16 protein-coding genes and 2 pseudogenes are annotated in these 22,267 nt (G+C 44.7%); 8 read left to right on the top strand and 10 right to left on the bottom strand.

The window, feature by feature from the left end; genetic code table 11:
• Window positions 1–141: 141 nt before the first annotated feature.
• The gene (locus ZMOB_RS00290) at window positions 142–1,752 is read right to left on the bottom strand and encodes a S10 family peptidase (RefSeq protein WP_014500308.1); all 1,611 of its coding nucleotides are present in this window, start codon (window positions 1,750–1,752) and stop codon (window positions 142–144) included.
• Window positions 1,753–2,463: 711 nt separating this feature from the next.
• Here ZMOB_RS00290 and ZMOB_RS00285 point away from each other — a divergent pair.
• Together ZMOB_RS00285 and queE are read left to right on the top strand one after the other, a co-directional pair.
• Entirely contained in the window at window positions 2,464–3,372 is a 909-nt protein-coding gene (locus ZMOB_RS00285; RefSeq protein ID WP_014500306.1) for an N-acetylmuramic acid 6-phosphate etherase, read from the top strand.
• On the top strand, window positions 3,369–4,022 hold the full coding sequence (queE, locus tag ZMOB_RS00280) for a 7-carboxy-7-deazaguanine synthase (RefSeq protein ID WP_014500305.1): 654 nt from the start codon (window positions 3,369–3,371) through the stop codon (window positions 4,020–4,022). The genes ZMOB_RS00285 and queE overlap by 4 nt, the downstream gene beginning before the upstream one ends.
• 187 nt (window positions 4,023–4,209) lie before the next feature.
• Here the strand turns inward: queE and ZMOB_RS00275 are convergent, their stop codons facing one another.
• Window positions 4,210–4,770, bottom strand: a complete 561-nt coding sequence (locus ZMOB_RS00275) for a hypothetical protein (protein ID WP_011241095.1) — start codon at window positions 4,768–4,770, stop codon at window positions 4,210–4,212.
• A 311-nt stretch (window positions 4,771–5,081) separates the two neighbouring features.
• Between ZMOB_RS00275 and ZMOB_RS10535 the strand changes: the two are divergent.
• Window positions 5,082–5,860: pseudogene (locus tag ZMOB_RS10535) on the top strand (IS5 family transposase).
• Here the strand turns inward: ZMOB_RS10535 and ZMOB_RS00265 are convergent.
• Window positions 5,834–6,193 (bottom strand): hypothetical protein, encoded by a 360-nt coding sequence (locus ZMOB_RS00265; RefSeq protein WP_252507286.1) that lies wholly within the window; start codon window positions 6,191–6,193, stop codon window positions 5,834–5,836. The pseudogene ZMOB_RS10535 and the gene ZMOB_RS00265 sit on opposite strands and share 27 nt — an antisense overlap.
• Window positions 6,194–6,689: 496 nt before the next feature.
• Window positions 6,690–7,442: a hypothetical protein gene (locus ZMOB_RS00260; protein WP_014500303.1), complete on the bottom strand. Its 753-nt coding sequence runs from the start codon at window positions 7,440–7,442 to the stop codon at window positions 6,690–6,692.
• Between the two features lie 636 nt (window positions 7,443–8,078).
• Here ZMOB_RS00260 and ZMOB_RS10520 point away from each other — a divergent pair.
• A pseudogene (locus tag ZMOB_RS10520) lies at window positions 8,079–10,496 on the top strand (TonB-dependent receptor plug domain-containing protein).
• Between the two features lie 175 nt (window positions 10,497–10,671).
• Complete coding sequence (lipB, locus tag ZMOB_RS00245) at window positions 10,672–11,322, top strand: lipoyl(octanoyl) transferase LipB (protein WP_014500302.1); 651 nt, start codon at window positions 10,672–10,674, stop codon at window positions 11,320–11,322.
• Between the two features lie 126 nt (window positions 11,323–11,448).
• On the opposite strand, the gene proC is transcribed toward lipB, so the two are convergent.
• The 4 genes from proC to ZMOB_RS00225 all read right to left on the bottom strand — a co-directional run bounded on the left by proC (window position 11,449) and on the right by ZMOB_RS00225 (window position 14,162).
• Window positions 11,449–12,303, bottom strand: coding sequence for a pyrroline-5-carboxylate reductase (gene proC / locus ZMOB_RS00240; protein WP_012816865.1), 855 nt, complete (start codon window positions 12,301–12,303; stop codon window positions 11,449–11,451).
• A 50-nt stretch (window positions 12,304–12,353) separates the two neighbouring features.
• Entirely contained in the window at window positions 12,354–12,863 is a 510-nt protein-coding gene (locus ZMOB_RS00235; RefSeq protein ID WP_011241106.1) for a type III secretion system chaperone family protein, read from the bottom strand.
• Window positions 12,864–12,991: 128 nt separating this feature from the next.
• Complete coding sequence (locus ZMOB_RS00230) at window positions 12,992–13,207, bottom strand: accessory factor UbiK family protein (RefSeq protein ID WP_011241107.1); 216 nt, start codon at window positions 13,205–13,207, stop codon at window positions 12,992–12,994.
• A 205-nt stretch (window positions 13,208–13,412) separates the two neighbouring features.
• Window positions 13,413–14,162, bottom strand: a complete 750-nt coding sequence (locus ZMOB_RS00225) for a TlyA family RNA methyltransferase (protein ID WP_014500301.1) — start codon at window positions 14,160–14,162, stop codon at window positions 13,413–13,415.
• Between the two features lie 292 nt (window positions 14,163–14,454).
• Between ZMOB_RS00225 and ZMOB_RS00220 the strand changes: the two genes are divergently transcribed.
• Window positions 14,455–15,978, top strand: coding sequence for a fumarate hydratase (locus tag ZMOB_RS00220; RefSeq protein ID WP_014500300.1), 1,524 nt, complete (start codon window positions 14,455–14,457; stop codon window positions 15,976–15,978).
• Window positions 15,979–16,070: 92 nt separating this feature from the next.
• Here ZMOB_RS00220 and ZMOB_RS00215 read toward each other — a convergent pair whose 3' ends face one another.
• Both ZMOB_RS00215 and ZMOB_RS00210 read right to left on the bottom strand, forming a co-directional pair.
• Window positions 16,071–16,517 (bottom strand): DNA polymerase III subunit chi, encoded by a 447-nt coding sequence (locus tag ZMOB_RS00215; RefSeq protein ID WP_014500299.1) that lies wholly within the window; start codon window positions 16,515–16,517, stop codon window positions 16,071–16,073.
• A gap of 11 nt (window positions 16,518–16,528) precedes the next feature.
• Window positions 16,529–18,013: a leucyl aminopeptidase gene (locus ZMOB_RS00210; RefSeq protein ID WP_014500298.1), complete on the bottom strand. Its 1,485-nt coding sequence runs from the start codon at window positions 18,011–18,013 to the stop codon at window positions 16,529–16,531.
• Between the two features lie 384 nt (window positions 18,014–18,397).
• Between ZMOB_RS00210 and ZMOB_RS00205 the strand changes: the two genes are divergently transcribed.
• Together ZMOB_RS00205 and ZMOB_RS00200 are read left to right on the top strand one after the other, a co-directional pair.
• The gene (locus ZMOB_RS00205) at window positions 18,398–20,722 is read left to right on the top strand and encodes an LPS-assembly protein LptD (protein ID WP_014500297.1); all 2,325 of its coding nucleotides are present in this window, start codon (window positions 18,398–18,400) and stop codon (window positions 20,720–20,722) included.
• 118 nt (window positions 20,723–20,840) lie between these two features.
• Window positions 20,841–22,256 carry a peptidylprolyl isomerase gene (locus ZMOB_RS00200; protein ID WP_012816859.1) on the top strand — a complete coding sequence of 472 codons (1,416 nt, stop codon included), beginning with the start codon at window positions 20,841–20,843 and terminating at the stop codon, window positions 22,254–22,256.
• The last annotated feature ends 11 nt before the right edge of the window (window positions 22,257–22,267 follow it).

The raw sequence follows: 22,267 nt of genomic DNA, 5'->3' as shown, positions 1-22,267 counted from the left end.
AATCTTTAACATCTGTTCCCTGACGTGAAATTTTTTCAAAAAATCGTAAAATGAAAAATCGTAGCGTAAAAAGATTCTCTTCAAAAAAAAGAAGCGACCCCGTTGAGGTCGCTTCTTTTACTTCAAAATGGGATAAAAAATTTAGGGCTGATAGCTACGACGGATGAAAGAAGAAACATCGTCATGTAGCAATTTCAAAGACTCTTCATTCACGTAAACCATATGGCCTGATTTATAATAGTGATATTCAAGATTCTGTTCGAGGCTCTTTCTAATCGGGAGATGGTGCATTTCATACCAGCCCTGATAGTAAGGCGTTGCCAGATCGAAATAACCACCTGCGACCATTACCTTTAATTTAGGATTGGTCGTCATGGCCGCCGCCAGATCAGGCATCATATTGGTAACCCACGGCACCACGCCACCGCTGGGCGAACGATGTTTGAAATCCCAGCCACCGGGGAAATTGACCATAGATTTATATTCGCGACCCTGCCCAAAATGGAGCTGGTTCAAAGAATAATCATTAAAGGCCGAGACATAGGCTGAAGACAAAGCCGAGCTTTGTGGATCATAGCCCGATTCTTTATCGAGAGGATCAAGAGAAGGCCCTGAAAAACGCGTATCAAGACGACCCGTCGTGATATCGCCGCCTTGCAGCATTTGTGTAAATTGGCCGCCATTTAACCGCAAATCAGCTTTCAGCACATAATCCACCGGAATACCGGTATATTGGCTGTATTTCTGGGCAATAGCCTGTTTTCTTGAAGGATCAAGTGCAGAGCCTTGCTGTAACGCCATCGCATATTCTGTGGTAGCGAAATATTCGACTTCCCGAAGGAATTTTTCCAAATCGGCCGGTTTCTGCCCCTGTAAACGGTTATGATACCAAGCCGTTGCAGCATAGGTTGGAAGATTGGTGATGAAAGCCTGATCTGCCCCCGGATTGGTATTCGGAAAATCGGAATCCAGTGTGAAGTTTAATATCTGGGACAGCAGGATAACGCCGTTAAAATCAATCGAGTTGTCGTTTTCCAGCATATTCGACAAAACAGCAGAACGGGGCGTGCCGTAGCTTTCACCGAATAGATATTTCGGGCTGTTCCAGCGATTGAATTTACCAAGAAAACTTTTGATGAATTCACAAAAAGCATAAGCATCCTGATCGACACCAAAGAAGGCTTTGGCCTTATCCTTGCCAGCGACCCGGCCAAAACCGGTCGCAGGGGCATCAATAAAGACGACATCCGCGACATCCATCAAGCTGTAGTCGTTATTGACCAGACGGTAAGGTGCGCCTTCGCTATGTTCATGATCGGGAACAACAATACGTTTGGGCCCGAAAGACCCCATATGCAGCCAGACCGAAGCAGAACCCGGCCCGCCATTATAGAAAAAAACGACCGGTCTTTGTGACGATGGCACGTCTTTTTTAAAATAGGCGGTATAGGACATTGTGGCGCGAGGTTGTGTTTTATCTTTATCCTCGACGGTTTCATCCCAGCCTTTCGGATGAACCAATAACGTTCCAGAAACTGCCTGATAACGGATGGTCTGCCCCTTGACCGTCACGCTGCCTTCGCTGGTAGCTTCGGCGGGTTTTAAGACATCATCACTTGCGGATGTCGCCGTCTGTGTTTCTGCGGCTTTGTCTTTTGTTTTATTATCTGCTTTTTCTGCGGAAACCATGCTTGCCATGCCAAGCGTCGTCATGGCTGTCATACCTAATAATATCGACCGAATTAAGCGCATTAAACGCCCCCCTTTGATGCAGTTTTTATATTCAACTTGGATAAAGGGTCAGTTTTTCAGAAACTTTGATAGATATAAAGAAATGCAACTGCCCTTCCCCCTTAAAACAGCAAGAGAGCATAATATTACCCTATTTAATAGTCAACAAAACGGTATTTTACAATTTTTAAAAACTCTTTATAAATACTAATTATGATATAATATATCAAAGTAAATAATTTATTTTTCTTTTAAATTTTTAAAATTTTACAATTAAATACTTCTTGTTATCGAAGGATCGGCCTTGAAGATGAAAGTAAGTCGTAAGGTGAGCTTTGAGGATGAGGCTGTTTTTATTAAATGTCTATTTCTTATAAGTTATAATAATCTTGGCTTGCTTTATAAGTTCTATGATTACTTTTTTGTAATCTTTCATATCAAATGACATATTTGTGTCAAAATTTTTCAGAAGTTTAAAAAGAGAGCCCCGTTTTAAAAAAAGCAAAAAAAGATTATAGATAAAAAGTCTATAATTGATGCCTTTTTGATAATATCGAAGCCGTGACTAGCCTTTATTTTGGGGCTTATTGGCCTCTCTTGCTGCAAAGAATAACGCCGATGATGCGTTATTTTCAAATTATGACTTCATAAAATCAAATGGCCTGTTTATGAAAACAGGCGTTTTGAATGACGCTTTCTTTTCCTGATATATTCCAGACAAGGCAATCCTCTATGTCCACTGAAACGGTCGATCCGCGCTATATTGATCTTGATAGCTGGCCTAGCGAATATGCGGTTGAGGCCATGTTAGAAGGTCAGATGGCGGCTGTCGCCGCCGTTGCTGATCAATCCTCTCGCATTGCGGCGGCCAGTATCGCGGCGGCTGAAAGATTATTGGACGGTAATCGGCTGGTTTATGTAGGGGCTGGCACCTCTGGCCGAATTGCCGTTCAAGACGGGGTTGAATTAACCCCGACTTATAATTGGCCATCCGAAAGACTGGCTTTTATGATGGCGGGAGGCATGACGGCCTTGGCCGCTAGTGTCGAAGGTGCAGAGGACAATATTGAACGCGCCCTTCAGGAAGTCGAGGCATTGCATCTTGATCGTCGCGATGTTGTGATCGGTGTCGCAGCCAGTGGCAGAACGCCCTATACGGTTGAAGCTATTAAAGCGGCCAGAAAAACGGGTGCTTTGACCATTGCTATTGCCAATAATGCCGATAGTGCTTTGTTGGAGGCCGCTGAGCATCCTGTTTTAGCTGCGACTGGAAGCGAAGTCGTGGCAGGATCCACCCGTATGAAGGCCGGAACGGCTCAAAAAGTCGTTTTGAATACCCTTTCGACGGCGATTATGCTGCGTCTGGGCCTGGTTTGCCGTGGTCTGATGGTCAATATGCGGGTCTCCAATGTCAAATTGCAACAACGTGCCGTTTTGATGCTGTGTCGATTAGCAAAAGTCGATCAGGATAAAGCAGAAAAAGCCCTTGTGATTGCCCAAAATGATATTCGGAAAGCTGTTCTGGTGGCGATGGGTCAGAGCATTGCAGAAGCAGAAAAGACCTTGGCTGACTGCCGAGGTAATTTGCGGCAGGCGATGGAGATTTTAGCTGCGCCTTCTGGGGATAAAGGTCTGTTATGAGCCGTCATTACGCCGTTAAAGAAAGTTTCCTGACGTTACAGGGTGAAGGTATCCAAGCTGGAAGACGGGCTGTCTTTATTCGCTTTGCCGGTTGTAATCTGTGGAATGGTCGCGAAGATGACCGTGAACAGGCGACTTGCCGTTTTTGTGATACTGATTTTGTCGGTATTGATGGCGAAAATGGCGGACGATTTACCGCAGAAGAATTGGCAGAACAGGCCATTCGATTGTGGAAAGAGGCGCTTGAAAGCCGATATCAATATGTTCGGCCTTTTGTCGTTTTGACGGGCGGTGAGCCATTATTACAAGTAGATGAGGCTTTGCTGCTGGCTTTAAAAAATCAGGCTTTTGAAATCGCTATCGAGACCAATGGAACGCAGCCTGTCCCGTCTGCGATTGATTGGGTTTGCATGAGTCCCAAGGCAGGAAGCCAGATTATCCTTGAAAAAGGCAATGAAATAAAACTGGTATGGCCACAAAAAGGCATTGATATTGAGGCTTTGGAAAAGCTGGATTTCGATCATTATCTGATCCAGCCAATGGATGACGAATATCAAAAAGAAAATATCCAAAAGGCTATCGCCTTTGTGATGCAGCGGCCTTTATGGCGGTTATCTATTCAAAGTCATAAATTGATCGGGGTGAAATAGCGGATGATCGCCCCTTTTAAAGGGGCGATATCCTCTTTTTTAAAAGCCGGTTTTCTTGAGGCTCTCAACATGGAAATTCGATTAACCTTTATCAGATATAATATAAAACTATTTATACCTGCTAAACTCTGCCTTTCTACTTTAGATAAGAACTTTTGGAATTATTTTCCAAAGTACTAAGTTAGATTTAAATCGGAAAACTTCCTTGATCCATGAGATTATGTTTCTCCATTTGCCTACGAATAGTTCGTAATCCTTGCAGTTTGGATAATGCTTCAGGGTCAGTGCAGTTTATTAGGTTTTCAATATCATTAGCTGTCTTGATATTAAAAAATTTTTTATGTGTAGAAAGATAGACTACTGCTTTTTTTTGACTATTCAAAAGCTCAAATATATTATTGATCGATCCTTCACTTATTCCATCCCATAAAACGAAGCCAAAGTCAGCTTCCGCAGCCATTGCTTTGTCTTTTTCGGTATAGAATGCTCTTCCTTTCAGATTTTTATCTACTGCTATTTGTTTAGTATTCCAATTACCAATATTGTTACGACAAATACTCCCTACAAAGTATATAGATACATTTGGGTAGTGCTGATCAGCGAGATATGACTGCATAGCTTTATCTGCACCATTAGCATCACCAATAAAAATCTGAAAATTTTGTTTCATGATATTTTGTAAACGAAAGCGAATTTTATCATTTAAGCGGCTAATTCTACGTGAACCAGATAAGAATACAACCGTCATCTGTTCTTCCTAGTTTTTGTCATTGTCAAAACACAGATATTTTTTACTTGTGTACTTTTCTTGAGGGCGCGACAGCATGCATCAAGGGTTGCACCTGATCTATATAGATCATCCACGAGTAAAACATTCTTTTCAGAAAGATCTGTTGTCCCTGCTACGACAATACTATCAAATAAAGCTCTGTCACGATCTGCTGGATCTGTAATACCTTTTAATTCGATATCACCATTTTTTACTAGGTTCTGTTGACAAAGGGTATAATTTAAGATTTTTAGAGATAACTTGAGAACAAGTTTTGTAGGGTAGATAGGATGCGAGGAGATCTGACGGACGCGGAGTGGGAGATAATACAGGGTCTTCTTCCAAGCGAACGAGGCCGCTGCGCGCGTCCCGCCAAAAGTAATCGGTTATTTCTCAATGGTATGCTTTATGTGCTTCGAACAGGCTGCCCGTGGCGAGATATGCATGAACGTTATGGGAAATGGAATTCGGTCTATGTTCGGTTTCGTAGGTGGGCAGAACAGGGTGTGTGGGACGCTCTTCTTGAAACTCTCGTTGACCTTGGCCTGACAGATGACTGGCAACATATGATAGATAGTACGATTATTCGCGCCCACAGCCAAGCGGCTGGCGCAAAAGGGGGACGTATAAGGAAGGCTTTGGTCGCAGTCGCGGAGGCTTTACGAGCAAGATCCACGCCCGTTCCGATGGTCAAGGCCGCCCTCTAGCTTTCGCACTAACCGGTGGTGAGGTCTCTGATTATTCTGGCGCTGATAGCTTGATAGATATCCCTGTCACAACACCCCACTGTTTTCTCGCTGATAAAGGATATGATAGCGATAGGTTACGCGAAAAACTGCTTTTTCGAGGCATTCTTCCTGTTATCCCGCCTCGTTCCAATCGAAAAAAGCCTATTCCTTATAATCTCCAGCACTACAAAGATCGTAATCGTATTGAGCGGATGTTTAATAAGCTAAAGCAGTTCAGGCGCATTGCCACACGCTATGACAAAACCAGAAAATCTTTTCTCGCCTTCCTTCATCTCGCGGCCGTAAAATTGTGGTTACCTTCCTTTGTCAACAAAACCTAGGTAATTGATGAGTACAGGAACTTTACATTTATCACCGAGGGCTTTAGATATTGCATCTACAGGTTGAATTCTTCGAATTTTAGAAGATGGAACTGGGATGATAGCATCAAATGATTCGATACCTTTAATGTTTTGGAGAAGAAGATCAATAATCTTGGGAATAGTCGTCTGGTCGTTCTGATACTTGAGCTGATAAACTAATTCACCAATTACACTTCTTGTGTTTTCAAACCTATTATGTCCATATTCATCTACCCCAAGATAGATGCTCTCTACAGTGTGAAGATCACAGGCAACGCCTATTAACCAATTTCCTGAAATCCTATAGACCATAATTCAACTTCTTTCTAAAATTCTGTAAAATTGTATATTTATACAGTAAATCACAAAATACGTCGAGTCTATTTTTTAATTGAATACGGTATAATTAAAATAAATTTGGTAAAAAATTTAAATAATATAAGATAATTTTTTTTAATATTATTTCTATACTTAAGTGGAGGCTAAATTATCTCGATGCACAACTCCTAGAAATGATCACTGTCAAATAAGTGCTACAGAAAATTGCTCGGCATGCAGAACAGGCACCAGGGGTTTCGACGTTTTTTTCCTTCCCAGCCATTCTATCCTTCGCCTGGGGGCGATAGTAATTACCGAAAAAGCAGTAGTGGTTCATTTCGTAAAAGGCGAGTTGATCAAAACCTACGTCATGCTGTTGCAGTATTACTTAGCTTAGTTGATCGTCGAGATGTATTTCTATTGTCATGCCTGAGATGATCGGAAGAGGGGAGCTAAAATGTTATATAATCAATTCGAATTGCGTGGCATTTCATTCTAGTTTAGCAATTTTGTATAATGTTGCCTGAATAATAACCTGCATTGTGCTGATGGCGGTCGTCAGCAATACTACGAGAATACTCACTGCCATTTTCAGCGAGATCGACATTGAGGCGGCTAGTCCTAAAATTCTCGACAGACCATAATCACCGATTAAAAAAGGCAATAAAATTAAAAGCAACGGCCAGAAAAGCCCGCGCGTTAAAGAAAAACTATGTTTGATAGCCTGAAAAGCGGAATCTTTTTCAGCCATCATCGGATACCAGAAAAAGAATTTGACCTGAAGTGCCAGAAAAAGCATGACGCATAGGCCGCCCAAGCTCAAAAGCATTGAGGTTGAAACCGGAAAATGATGCGCTGCATATAATTTTAACAGGAATGTCCCAACCAAAATAAGGGTCAGCGATAACAAAATCGAAATCGTAAACAAAAAGGCAAAAATCGAAATCAGACGATTCAGCGCTACTTTAAAAGCGTCTTTGACGGTTTCGCCCCCAATAAGGGTTAAGCGCGACAGAGCCAGAATACCAATCAGATTGAAACTGCCCCCGATCAGTAAAACCAGCAGCGGGAAAAGACGCGGCTGACTTCCGGCTTCCATCATGGGCGTTGTCGGAAAAAGCAACAAAATCAGAAGATTGCCAAAGCCGATAGTCGATAGCGCCACCGGCGTAATCAGCTTGATCTCTCGTTTGAGGAAAGCCCAGCTATCAATGATAAGATTGTTTATGCGAAAAGAAGGCACCAATTTTTCCTTATTAACCCGAAATTCTGCGTTATGTCAGTTTTGATAATGAAGCCGTTACAGGGGCTTGGATATTAAAATAAACGCGTTTTTATAAAAAAGGCTATCCGGCTTTTTTGTCCCCTCGCCTTCTATGAAGGATTTTTTAATCCAAAGCAAAAGCCTTGGGATTGAAAATAGAGAAAAGGCAGAATCTGAACCGCTGCCATTAAGAAAAAGGACGGTAATTGCATTATCGTCCGATGTAGAAAACCACCCTATCAGGTCAGCATATCCCTTTAAAAAAGCAGCATTGTGCTTGGATAAAAGTAAAATCATTAAAGTCTATGGGATGTATAAAATTTATTTTAAAATAAATTTTCACCTAATTTTTGCTGATTATAGTCAACCCGACCAATTTTCATTTTTTTATAAATTATCATTTTTAAAAAATAAAAACCCTAAAAAATCAATATTTTAGCATTTAAATTTCAAAATAAACGGGATATTCATTACTTTCTATTGAAAAGATGCAAATTATTAGTAAAATAAGAAATGTTGTTATAAATATTTTATTTTAAGACAATAAAATTTCAAAATAAATGGAAGAAAAAATTAAAATATAAGGAATTAATTTTATAATAATTGGGGTGGGGTATGAAAAATTTTATTAAAAAAGGAAGCTTTTTCTTTTCGCTTTCATGGACTATTTTTCAATACCCATATGCGAGCTTTGCAGCTGAACAAACGGATGCTGCGTCTAATAACAATGGTGATGCTATCATCGTTACCGGCACCCGTGAAACCGGCAAAAAAGCCCGTGAGAGTATATCGCCTATCGATATTATTTCAGCCAAGCAGCTTACCCAGACAGGTATGCCCAGCTTACGCAATGCCTTGACGCAATTACTGCCTTCTTTGAGTGTTCCCAATGGAGGATATGATAGCGGCGCTTTAACGGATTCTATCAGCCTGAGAGGGTTAAACGCCAACGAAACCCTTGTTCTGGTTGATGGCAAACGCCGCCATACCACCGCCAATCTTTATGCTGATTCAGGCCCCCAACAAGGCACAACCCCCGTCGATATTGATATGATACCAATGGCGGCGATCGATCATATCGAAGTATTACGAGATGGTGCCTCTGCACAATATGGCTCAGATGCAGTGGCTGGCGTTGTGAACATTATCCTGAAAAAACAAGATCATGGTTTTCATGCCCAAACTGTGACAGGCGTAACCGCAGCCAAAGATGGCTTTCAACAGGGTGTTTATCTTGATGGCGGCACCAAGCTGGGATCACGCGGTTACCTTCATGTCAGTGGTGATTTTCTGCGTCAGAATCATAGTTATCGCAGTGCTGCTGATTTAAGAACGGGTAAAAAAGACAACAAATTATTAGGGCAGCCCGAACAGACACGGGAAAGTTTTGCGATTAAAGGTGGCTACGAAATTACCGATAATATCGAAGCCTATGGTTTAGCGACTTATGCTCATCGCTATTCCGAAGCCTTTGAAAATTATCGCCTAGCCAGTAGTTTGGCCGGATATCCCGGTTATTCGGCGATCTATCCTAACGGATATTCACCCATAGAAACCATGAATGAAAATGATTGAGAAATTATGGGCGGTCTGAAAGGCACGATCAAAGGTTGGAATTGGGATGTTTCTAGCGTCTATGGGCGTGACTATAATACGATCGGTTTAAAAAACTCTTCAAACCGGCAGATAGAAGCCGATACAGGAAGAACGCCCACGACATTTAAGGGGGTTCAGCGTTTTAATAACCAGCAATGGAGTAACTCGATTGATTTCAGCAAGGCCTTTCATATTGATGGCTGGCCTCATGAAATTAATGTCGCGGGTGGTGGAACCCATCGCTATGAAAGCTATACCATTGGGGTCGGGTCGGCGGATTCCCTTTATGGTGGTGGATCAGAGGCTTTACCAGGGATATCAGCGGCAAGTGCAGGCAAATTCAGCCGGAATGTCTTTGGCGGTTATTTCGATGTAGCGACCCATTTGGTCAAACAGTTACAAATTGATGTCGCAGGACGTTACGAGCATTATTCCGATGTTGGCAGCGCTAAAACCGGAAAAGTGGCTTTGCGTTATGATCCTTTCAAATGGTTAGGATTCAGAGGCACCATTTCAAACGCCTTTCATGCCCCGACTTTGGCACAAGAAAATTATAGTGCGGTTGCGGTGTCACCTACCTCTGCGGATGGGATTATCAGTCCGAATTCAGTCGGTGCACTCGCTAATGGTTCCAAAAAATTGAAGCCGGAACATTCAACCAATATTACAGCCGGTGTTACTTTTGAACCGATCAAAAGGCTACATATCACGGCTGACCTTTATCAAATTAAGCTGCGTGGCCAAATTTTGCCCGGAGGCAATGTCTATGGCAATCAGGCTTTAAGTGCGCTTGCCATGAATGGGTTTTCCTTGCCGATGGATGCAGGAAGCTGGACGGCGGCCTCTATTTCGACCCATTGGTTTGCCAATGTCGCCAATACCCGCACCAGAGGTATTGATATTACGGCCACCTACCCGACCTATCTTGGTGATATTGGTCATATTGACTGGAGTGTGTCAGCCAATATCAATCGCACTATTTTAACGCATCAGGGAAAAGATGCTGATGGCAATGATCTTCTGACCAAGCAAAGCATTGCCTATATCACTACCGCTTATCCACGTAGTAAAATTATCTGGGGTGGTCAGTTTACCAGTGGCGATAAAAAATGGATTGTCGGTTTACATGAAATCCGCTGGGGACATACAACCTCGCAGCTATCCTATTATGGTGGCACCGCTAATAGCGATATATTATCGAATTACGACTTCGTCGCTTTTCATAATCGGGTAAAATATACAACCAATTTGGATATAACTTATCGGGTTAATGCCAAGCTATCTTTGACGGCCGGTGCGAATAATCTGTTTAATACCTATCCTAGCCGTGTCCCTCTGGCACATCGTTATTTAGGGACAGAAAAATACGTAATGGATACTTCACAATTAGGAATCAACGGCGGATTCTATTATTTTAAAGTCGACGTAAATTTGTAAGATTGGCTATCATAAGGCTAGAGTAAGATTACTCTAGCCTTTTTAAAAATCTATTCGATATTCTCGGAAGGGCTTCTGGTCTTTGATTTTGCCTTTGAAGCTATTTGCAGTAGAAGCTCTGTGAATTAGGCATGATGACCTTAAAAAATAATCAAAATATCGAAACGGATACAGCATGTCTTCTATTGAATGGCGGGTCAGTGAGGGGCTGACAGATTACGAATATGCCCGTTCAGAAATGACGAAACGGGTGGCGGATATTGCCAATCAGGAAGCCTCTGAAATGCTGTGGTTTTTGCAGCATCCGCCGCTTTATACCGCCGGAAGTAGTGCGGATAGGCGGGAATTGTTAATGCCTGATCGTTTCCCGGTTTATCCCGCGGAACGTGGGGGGCGTTATACCTATCATGGTCCCGGTCAGCGGATTGGATATTTAATGATGGATATCCGAAAACACGGTAATGATATTCGACGTTTTGTTCATTCTATTGAAAAATGGGTGATTGAGAGCCTCGCTGAATTTGGGGTGACGGCCTATAGTCATCCTGAACGGATCGGGATTTGGGTCGATACGCCTGACGGCGAAGCTAAAATTGGAGCGATTGGTATCCGAGTTCGGCGTTGGATTAGTTTTCACGGCTTTTCTTTAAATATATGCCCTGATCTTGAGCATTTTTCTGGTATTATTCCTTGCGGTATCAGTGAATTCGGCGTGACCAGCCTTCATGCCTTAGGGAAAAAGGTGAGTATGAGCGATGTCGATCAGGCTTTAGCCGATCGTTTCCCGCATTTTTTAGAAGTCTTGCAATCAAAAGAGGCTTTCTAATCGCGGCTATTGAGAGAGATGATCGGATTTAGCGAAGGCTTGAGAATAAAAAACGCGCAGCTTTCTGAAAAACTGCGCGTTAAAAGGAATTTCAAAACTATCTCAAAATAGAGAGTTATAATCGGCTTATTGCGCGATAGTCTCTTTGGCTTTTTCGGCCATATAGCGGTTTTGTTTGAAAGACGCCTCTAAGGTCGCATCCATCAATTGATATAAGGCTTCATCCTTATCAAGGACATCCATACCTTTCCGCGTGCTGCCCCCCGGACTAGCAACTTTATCAGCCAGTTCAGCCGGTGTAATATCGGCTTGTTTTGCCATGCTGGCCGCGCCTTCGACTGTAGCGATAGCCATGGGTAAAGCCTGATCCGCAGTCAGCCCCAATTTTTGTCCAGCCTGTGCCAAGGCATCAATGAAGCGATAAACAAAAGCGGGCCCGCATCCGGCCAGTGCCGTGGCAGTATCAAACTGGTTTTCGTTGACCCATTCAAAGATACCAAGCGTTGAAGCCAATTTTTCAATGCATTTGCGCTGTTCATCCGTCAGCTTGTCAGTGCAAAGGGCAACAACGCCCTTCCCTAACGCCACCGGAAGATTGGGCATGGCACGAACAATGCTTTTGGCTTTCGGGAAGAAATGCCGCAAAGTTTCCAATTCTACGCCGGCTAGAATGGAAATCAGAGTTGTCTTTTCCGTGATATAGGGCGCCAATGCCGGAGCAATCTGGGGCAGCATTTGCGGCTTGACACCCAAAAGTAAAGTGGCCGGTGTAGAACCGTCTTCTGGCAGACTGGTAACAACCTTGACCCCTTCGGCAACGGGTTTGCCGGAGGGACGGATAACCAGCATATCTTTGGGATTAAGCCCATTATTGAGCCAGCAGCTTATCATACTGCCTGCCATGTTACCGGCACCGAATGCCCAGAAAGGGGCTTGGTCTTTGGGTAACAAAGGAGCGGAATCTGATGCGGTATCACTCATAAAGCTATCACTTTTTGTCAAAAATCAGTCAGAAAACGGTCTTTATGCCTTTAGGCTTCCCCGATGGTTTCGATCAGGGCAGCGGCAATAGCTTCGGACGGTTTTTTATTTGCCCAAAGCACGAATTGGAACACCGGATAGAAGCGTTCACATTCATCTATGGCGGCTTCGACCACGGTTCCAGCTTGAATCAAGGAAAGTGCCGTTTCGCTGTCATCATCTAGCAAGACGGCATGACGGAACAGAACAATGCCGGAAGTTGACCACATTTCAAAATGGCCAATCCAGAGCTGTTCATTGATAAGCCCCAAGGTTTCATACAAGACAGCGTGACGATCCGGTGAAACCCGAATATCAGGCAAAGCGAGAAATTGAAGGACATTATCTTCTTCCCGCCAGATTGCCCGTAATTCATATTGCGCCCAACTGCCTTGGAAATGGGCAATCACCTCATCATCGCTTTGACGCTCATGAGTCCAGCCATGTGCCGAAAAATATTGTTCCAGCATCTCGAGTGGCCCGAAATCATCATGGGCGAACTCATATTCGTCAGTAATCACGACAAGCCCCCTACAAGGCAGAATGAAATAGTAAAGGCTGATTAGCGGATATATATCAAAAATTCACGCGAAAGATCAGCGTTTATTCGCTTTTTGGAGCTAATAACACCGCTATCAGCCTTTTATTTTCAGGCGTTGTCTTTTTTAGAAGCGGCTTCCAAGGCTTCGACGCGCATTTTCAGCGTTTCAAATTCATCCCGGCTGACAAAATCAAGGCCGCCGATCCATTCCCGCAAACGATCTTTTAAAACATTTTCAGCTTCGCGTCCCATACCGACAAAGGTACCGGCCGCGCCATTGATAACTTTAACGAGGTCATCAATCAGATGGTTTTCTGTCTGCATTGTCTATTCCACTCTTTAACGGCGTTTAAAGAACAGATGTGACGGTTATCATAGCCGGTTACAAGTATCTTGTTGTTGCGGATAAAGGATAAAACCGGAAATATTTTATCCTGTCACATAAAAATGACTTCATTCAAGCGATGACAGTCGAGGATTTCTGATAGGATAAATTTTATCCGCGCTTTAAAGCGCTTGTCGAATAAATTTACCCGATTTTTTCAGCGGCAAGCAGAAATTCGACATTGCCGTCATGGCCGGTGATAGGGCTTTTTTCGAGGCCTATGACATGCCAACCGAGACCTTCCAGCCATGCTTTAACCTCTGAACAGACTCGTTGCCTGACTTCGGGATCGCGGACGATGCCGCCTTTTTCGACTTCCTCTTTTCGGGCTTCAAATTGCGGTTTAACCAAGGCCAATAAACGACCGCCTTTTTTGGCAAAAGAAAGTGGGATTTCCAAAAGTTTGGTAATCGAAATAAAGCTGACATCGCAGACGACGATATCAACTTCTTCGGGGATATGGTCTGTTGTCAGCAAGCGCGCACTTAGCTGTTCATATAGGATAACCCGATCATCTTGCCGTAATTTCCATGCCATTTGATTGGTGCCGGAATCTACCGCATAGACACGATCAGCCCCCGATTGTAACAATACATCGGTAAAGCCGCCGGTCGAAGAACCGACATCCAGCCCTATGGCGTTATCGACCGTCCAGCTGAAATATTTTAGGCCATGCGCTAATTTAATCCCCCCGCGAGAAACCCAAGGATGGCCTTTTCCTTTCAGATGCAACGGCGCATCAATCGGTAGAAGCTGCCCTGCTTTTTCAATACGACGGTCTTTGTTCCAGACTTCTCCGGCCATAATCAAGGCCTGTGCCAAGGCCAAGCTATCAACCATTTCCCGTTCAACAAGTTGTTGATCGACCCGTTTTTTCTTTATTTTTTGCGCCATGGAAACCTTAATAGGGGCTGTTCTGTCAGGAATGTCGGACAAGCTTTTGAGATTGCCGGTTTCTTTTTGAGTGTAAAATATTTATCTGCTGTCACCTTGTGAAGGCAAATGCGATATGCCCTGTTTTATGGATCTCTGCAATCGCCCGATCAAGTGAGCGGATCAGAAATCTATCGGCCTTGGTTCAGAAAGGGAATGGAGAAACGATCCGTTAGCGCCGCCGGAAGATGAATTGGCCTTTTTTAGCTTTCGGCTTTTTCTTGCCCTTTCTGTTCAGGAGGCGTTTTTTGTTATGACCGTTATTCGCCAAAATGACCTGATTGATAGTGTTGCCGATGCTTTACAGTTTATCGCTTGCTATCATCCTCGTGATTTTATCCAGTCGCTTTATGAAGCCTATCAGCGCGAGGAAAATCCGGCAGCAAAAGAGGCTCTGGCGCAAATCCTTATCAATTCCCGCCTGTCTGCTATCGGCAAGCGCCCCATGTGTCAGGATACCGGCATTGTCACCGTTTTTGCTGAAATCGGTATGGGAGTGCGTTTTGAAGGCGAAATGACGCTGGACGAGATGATTAATGAAGGCGTGCGACGAGCCTATACCTGCCCTTCCAATCGTCTTCGATATTCAGTGGTGGCCGATCCCGATGGCAGCCGGAAGAATACCGGTGACAATACCCCAGCCATTATTCATCATCATTTAGTCGCAGGCGATCAGGTAAAATTGCGGCTGGCAGCGAAAGGCGGAGGCAGCGAGGCAAAGACCCGTTTTGCGATGCTGAACCCGTCTGATAGCGTTGTGGATTGGGTGTTAGAACAAATTCCCCATTTAGGTGCCGGATGGTGTCCGCCCGGTATTATCGGTATCGGGATTGGGGGTAATCCCGAAAAGGCTATGGAAATGGCCAAATCCCAAGCGATGGAATCTATTGATATTCATCAATTGCAGGCAAGAGGCCCACAAAATCACGAAGAAGCCTTGAGATTAGAATTATATCGTAAGATCAATGAATTGGGGATTGGTGCGCAGGGATTGGGCGGATTGACCACGGTTTTGGATGTCAAAATTGAAAGCTATCCAACCCATGCCGCGAATAAGCCCATTGCCTTGGTACCGAATTGTGCCGCGACCCGTCATATTGAAATCACTTTGGATGGGCATGGCGCAGCGATTATGCCGGAAATTCATTTAGATGATTGGCCAGAAATCGCCAAGAAAAGCGATGGCGCGGTTAGACGGGTCAATATTGACGACATTACTAAAGAAGAAATGGCTGATTGGAAGGCTGGAGACAGCCTATTACTGTCCGGTAAAATCCTGACCGGACGAGATGCTGCCCATAAAAGGCTGGTTGATTTGTTAGACCAAGGGCAAGCCTTGCCTGTCGATCTTGAAAATCGTTTTATCTATTATGTGGGTCCCGTTGATCCGGTTAAAGGCGAAGTGATGGGCCCTGCGGGCCCGACGACGGCCACCCGTATGGATAAATTCACCCCCCGTTTATTAGCCGAAACTGGATTAATCGGCATGATTGGCAAAGCCGAAAGAGGTGAAGCCACGATCAAGGCCATTCGTGACAATAAGGCCGCTTATTTAATTGCGGTCGGGGGTGCGGCTTATCTCATTTCAAAAGCGATCAAATCCGCGAGAATTTTGGCTTTTGAAGATTTGGGTATGGAAGCTATTTATGAATTTGAGGTTGAGGATATGCCCGTTACGGTAGCGGTCGATAGTGACGGCCAAAATATCCATAAAATAGCCCCGAAAAAATGGCAGGCCTATATTCAAGAGAAAGCTTGTTCCGCCTGTTTAAGCTAGATTGATTTTTGAGGATGCCGCCTTTTTTGAGGCGGTATTCTTTTGAAAAGAGATTTTAGGATACGAGTGCGACGATTAGGTCTTTTTACTTGTTAGGCTATGGCCTTCCACTGCCCCGCCTGTTCATCCTGTTTCCAGTAATGGCATTCACCGTCGATATTTTTCAAAGAACGCCAAGCTTGCCGAGCTTGTTGCACCGCGATTTCATCGAAAAAATAAAATACTCTCTCGAAATTTAAGGCCTCTGCTCGCCATAATCCGTCTGTTAGCGCAATATAGCTTGCCTGATTGACCGCCTCCATTGCCGTCGAGATTAGAACGGGATGTTCGGCTTCATCGCCACCGCCTACCCTGCCATGAGGGAGAAAGCTGGTATCTTCATAACGCCAAAGATAGTCATCCCAGTAGCGGGCTTGCTGGTCATCGGGGACGACAACCAGCAATTTTTTATCGCTGGACAATGTTTTTTCCGCAATACGCGGCAGAATATTTTCCAGCTTTGCCGAAAGCAAATGATAAAAATCAACCCGTGCTACCAAAGGAGAATGCCTTAATCTTCAAAATTATCGGAAATAAACTGGTTTAACAAACGCACGCCAAAACCGGTTGCGCCTTTATCCCAGAAGGATGCGGCTTTGTCTGCCCAGACCATACCGGCAATGTCAAGATGCGCCCAGCGGACCTCTTTTTCGATAAAGCGTTTAAGGAATTGTGCCGCCGTGATCGAACCACCATAACGCGGCCCGACATTTTTCATATCGGCAATATGGGATTCCAGCAATTTGTCATAGGCATCGCCCATCGGCAAATGCCACAAACCATCGCCAGATTTCTGTCCTGCCTTTAACAAATTATCGGCCAATTTGTCGCAATTCGAGAAAAGACCGCCATATTCGTGACCCAAGGTGATAATCATCGCCCCCGTCAAAGTGGCAAGATCAACCACGACTTCCGGTTTATATTTCTGTTGCACCCAAGTCAGAACGTCACAAAGCACCAACCGGCCTTCGGCATCGGTGTTAATGACTTCAACCGTTTGGCCGGACATGGTTTTAACCACATCGCCCGGACGTTGCGCATTGGCATCCGGCATATTTTCAACCAGACCACAAACTCCGATCACGTCGGCTTTAGCTTTACGGAGTGCCAAAGCCTTCATCGCGCCGACAACGGCACCAGCACCGCCCATATCCCATTTCATGCCTTCCATTCCGGCGCCGGGTTTCAGGGAGATACCGCCACTGTCAAAGGTTACGCCTTTACCAACCAAAGCCACTGGGCGGGAATCCGCCTTACCCGTGCCATTCCAGCGCAAAGCGAGCAAACGCGGTGCACGGGCTGAACCCTGAGCGACACCGAGAAGCGCACCCATGCCCGCCTGTTCCAAGGCTTTTTCATCAAGAATTTCGATCTCAATACCGAGATCCGTCAGGCTTTTGCACTGTTCAACGAAAGTTTCAGGATAGAGTTTATTGCCCGGTTCCGTCACCAGCATACGGGTGAAAAGGATACCTTCGGCAATAGCGGAAAGTTTTTTCCATTTCTTTTCAGCGGTTTCAGAATTGATCTGGCTGAAATAAAGCGTTTTCAGGCTGGGTTTTTCATCCTCTTTCAAGGTAGTGCGATAGCCATTCAAGCTGTTGCCTCGCAGAACCGCGCCAAAGGCAAAAGATGCCGCCGCCTTGCCTGCTTTATCCGCGTCAAAACCGGTAAAATCGACTTCTAAGGCCTGAATACCGGAAGTCAGGAAACGAGCGGCCACCGCAGCACCCGCCTTGTCATAGTCAGCATCAGCACCGATGCCCGCTAAAACGCATTGTCTTGGCGCGCCCTTTTCCAATAGAACCAGTTCGACCAGACTGCCTGCCTTGCCCGTAAAGCGGGCATTTTCAAGGGCAACGGCGGCCAGTGCCTGAGATTCCTCTCCAAAACGGGAAAGATCTGCTGCTGTAAAACCCTTTTTGGCCGGTATAACCAGTGGGGTCTTTTTATCACTATTGCCAGTCGTAAAATCGATATTTAAAGGAAGCGCCATCGTTAAAACTCTCATTCAAAAACAGCCGTCATCTTTATCAGGCTACAGGATATAGCTATTTCATCAAAATAGAATATCAAGGAAATAATCTAACATACTGATTGATTTATCGGTCAGGGGTTATAATAACCGGAAAAGATGGCTTTCATTTTTTGATAGAAACAGGCAAAAACAGCCCGTTCTTTTATCTGGATACGAAAAATTACTGTATGATTTTCCAAAGCGCCTTATAGAAAATATCCTGTCATTACATTTTATCAAACGGTTATTCATATACTATCGCTTATCAACCCTGTTTTGGTTCGCAAGAGAGTAGCCGCCTTTTCGGAATGACACCGAAAGCTGTTTTTTGGGAAAATCAAAGATTACACGTTAAGGAGAAATGTGAAGTATCTCAGAACCGACATGCTCACGGCCATGCCGCTGATTCTGTCCAGCATTTTCCTATCGCAAGCTGCGGCTGAAACAGGCACGCCACCTTCGGTTGCGCCTTCTTCAGATCAAACAGCGACCAATAAGGCTTCAACCTCTGATGCAGGTAGCAAAAAAGAGGCACCCATTACATTTGAAGCCGATAATCTTGTCTATGACCATGACAATGACATTGTAACGGTAAATGGCAAAGTCCATGCGGTTCAAAATGAAACGCGTTTAAGTGCCGATGAGCTGCAATGGGATAGAAAAGCCGATAAAGTAACGGCAACCGGTCACGTCATCATCATTCAGGAAGATGGCACGATATCCTATAGTGACAAGGCCGATCTTGATCCCCATCTGAAAGATGGCGTTATCCAGAATATCTTGCTGGTTATGCAAAATGGGTCACGGATGGCGGCGAATAAAGCGACCCGTGTCAATGATGTGACGACCCTTGATATGGCGGCCTATACCCCTTGTCGCGTTATCAATGACGAGGGATGTCCAAAGACCCCTTTATGGCGCATTTCAGCGGTTAAAATTATTCGTGATCCGAATAAGGAAAAAGTCGTTTTCAAATCTCCGAGACTGGATGTTTTGGGGCATACGATCCTTAAATTGCCGAATTTTTCCTATCCTGACCAAAATTCAACCATGAGTTCAGGGCTTTTGATTCCGCATATCCAGCGGTCAAAAATGAACGGTTTTGAATTTTCTGTCCCTTATTATTTCCGATTGGCACCCGACCGTGATTTAACCCTGACCCCTTATATTTTTACTAAAGCTGATCCGGGGTTAGGCGCGAAATATCGCCAGCTTTTCAGCAAGGGATTTTTCCAGATTGAAGGCATGTTGACGCGAAGCACGCCTTTGCCAACGGAATCCCAAAACCCAACTCTTGCAGATAGCAATGCCCATTCCAAGATGCGTGGATATATCAATACCAATGGTAAATTCCAGATCGACCCCAAATGGAGTTTGACCGGCTCTATTCGATTAACGACTGATAAAACCTTCTTGCGGCGTTATGACTTTGCTTGGGATGACCGTTTGCGTTCGACGCTGAATCTTGAACGGATTACCGATAATAGTTATTTCTCGGTCGCCGGTTGGGTTATCCAAGGTTTGCGTCCAACCGATCATTCCGGCACCCAGCCTATGGCTTTGCCTATTATTGATTGGCGGATGCGGATGCCTGATCCTTGGTTGGGGGGTGAATTTTCCTTCCAAGCAAATAGCATGAATTTGACCCGTATCACCGGACAAGATACCCAGCGTGCCTTTGCCAGTGCGGAATGGAATTTAAGAAAATATACACCTTTGGGGCAAAGAGTAACCTTTACGGCTTTGTTGCGCCAAGATTTGTATCATAGCAGCGGCAATGCGTTGACCAGCGAATTATATCGCGGCTCCAGCGGATGGCAGCAACGTGGTATCGCCGCTGGTGCGGTCGATGTTAGCTGGCCGTTTGCAGGCGAAGCCTTTGGCGGCAATCAGGTTTTAACCCCAAGAGTCCAGATTGTGACATCGCCACATGTCAGAAATTTATCGATTCCTGATGAGGATTCACGGTCAATCGATCTTCAGGATACCAATCTTTTTTCAATCAACCGCTTTCCCGGCTATGACCGTTGGGAAGATGGCACGCGTGTGACCTATGGCGGTGAATATACCTTCCATCGTCCGATGTTTTCTTTTTATGGCAATGTCGGACAGAGTATGCGGATTATTACCGAAGATGAAATCTTCCCGCAGGGTACCGGATTTAATCGCCGCTTCTCTGACTATGTCGGTCGTGCGACTTTAAGCTATGGTTCTTTCTTTAAATTAACAGAGCGTATTCGCCTTGACCGCAAGACATTGGCTATCCGTCGTCAGGAAGTGAATGCCACAATCGGTAGTAAGCGCACCTATCTTATGGTGGGTTATCTCCAATTGAGCCGTGATATTGATACCCAGTTGGAACCTGATTTGGGTAACTATCGAGAATTGCGTCTGGGTGGGCGTATTCAGATTTCCCATTATTGGTCTATTTTTGGTTCGACCACGGTCGATATGACCACCAAGAAAGATCAGCGCGCTAACCAGCAGCAGGCGGATCTCTATAATAATACCAACAGCAGCCTTTTGTCTGATGGTTTCCAGCCTGTCCGGCATCGTTTGGGCATCGAATATGACGATAACTGTCTGACTTTGGGTGTGACATGGCGGCGCGATTATTCAACGGTCGGGGATTCCCGCCGTGGTAATAGTTTCATGCTGCGATTTGCCCTTAAGAATATGAATAGTTAGCCTTGGGCATTAGGCAGAAGAAAGCTGCCTATCTTGAGATTTTGCTTAAAATTTATAGTGAAAAAAGTATTTTTCATTTTCAAAACCAACGTGCTTCCCCATATAAAGGTGAAGTCTTGTGGAAGCCATTGAGGATACAAAGTTGCGGGTAACGCAGAAACTATACACCGTTTCAAAAAAACGCATCAAAAGAACTGTCGCGATGATATTCGCGGGAGGCGTGGCAGTGGCTGCCCCCGCCTTCCTATTAGCACAAAGCGATAATCTAGGGCTGAAATTACCGCAGCAAATGACGGTTTTTGGTAAAAGCAACCCGAATGTCCATAAAGCGACGGCTATCGTCAATGGCACCATCATTACCAATACGGATATTGAGCAGCGCTTTGCTTTGATTCTGGCTTCGGCTGGCGGTGATGTCAGCAGGATTTCTGAAGAAGATCGCAATATGGCGAGATTGCAGATTTTGCGCAATCTGATCGATGAAACTTTGGAAATCCAAGAAGCGAAGGCCAATGATATTATCATCACGCCGACTGAATTGGATCAAATCTTTGAGCATTATGCGCGCAATATGAAAAAAACGCCGGAGGCCTTTAGCGCAGATTTGCAGGCTATTGGCTCTTCAGCGAAATCGGTGAAGCGTCAGGTTGAAGCGGATATGGCTTGGCGGCGTCTGTTAGGCCGCCGCGTTGAACCCTTTGTTAATATCAGTAATGAAGAAGTTCAGAATATCATCAATCGGATGAAGGCGGCCAAGGGTAAAGATGAATATCATATCGCTGAAATTTTCTTTTCTGCGAATGATACCAACCGTGCCGAAGTCCGTGCCAAAGCGAACAAAATTCAAGACCAGATTCTGCAACGGGGTAACACCAACGAAAGAATGGGGCTTTTTAGCGCCTTTGCATCCCAATATTCCGAGGCTTCTTCGGCAGCGAGAGGCGGCGATATGGGCTTTATTCAAGCAGAGCAATTGCCTGATGCCTTGGCAGCCGTCGTTAAAAATATGCCAGTCGGAAGTTTGATGGGCCCGATTGAAACCCCCGGCGGCTTTTCTATTGTGGCATTATTGGAAAAACAGCAGATTTTGGGCATTGATCCCAAAGATGCAATCGTGGCGTTGAAACAGATATATGTCAATTTCCCGCCCGGCACATCACAAAATGTGGCTGATGAGAAAACAGCCAAATTAAGAGATGCCACAAAAGAATTAAAAGGCTGTGGCTCGGTGGATGAAATCGCCCACAAAATCGGGGCTGATGTCATGTCGAATGACCAAATCAGCATTCGTTCGATGCCGCCGCTTTTGCAAAATATGGTCGCCAAATTGCAAGTGGGTGAATCGACTTTGCCCTTTGGTTCTATTCAAGAAGGCGTCAGTGTTTTGGTTGTTTGCGGCCGAGATGATCCGAAAGTGGCAAAACAGCCCAATTTCCAGCAGATTCATAATCAGTTGCAGGAAGATCGAGTCAATAAAAGAGCTATTCGCTATCTACGCGATTTAAGACGTGACGCTATTATTGATTACCGTTAAATCCGGTACCA

Source organism: Zymomonas mobilis subsp. mobilis ATCC 10988 (genome assembly GCF_000175255.2).
Classification (GTDB): Bacteria; Pseudomonadota; Alphaproteobacteria; order Sphingomonadales; family Sphingomonadaceae; genus Zymomonas; species Zymomonas mobilis.
The sequence above is the reverse complement of the archived record's forward strand: the minus strand, read 5'-3'. Positions and strand labels throughout refer to the sequence as shown.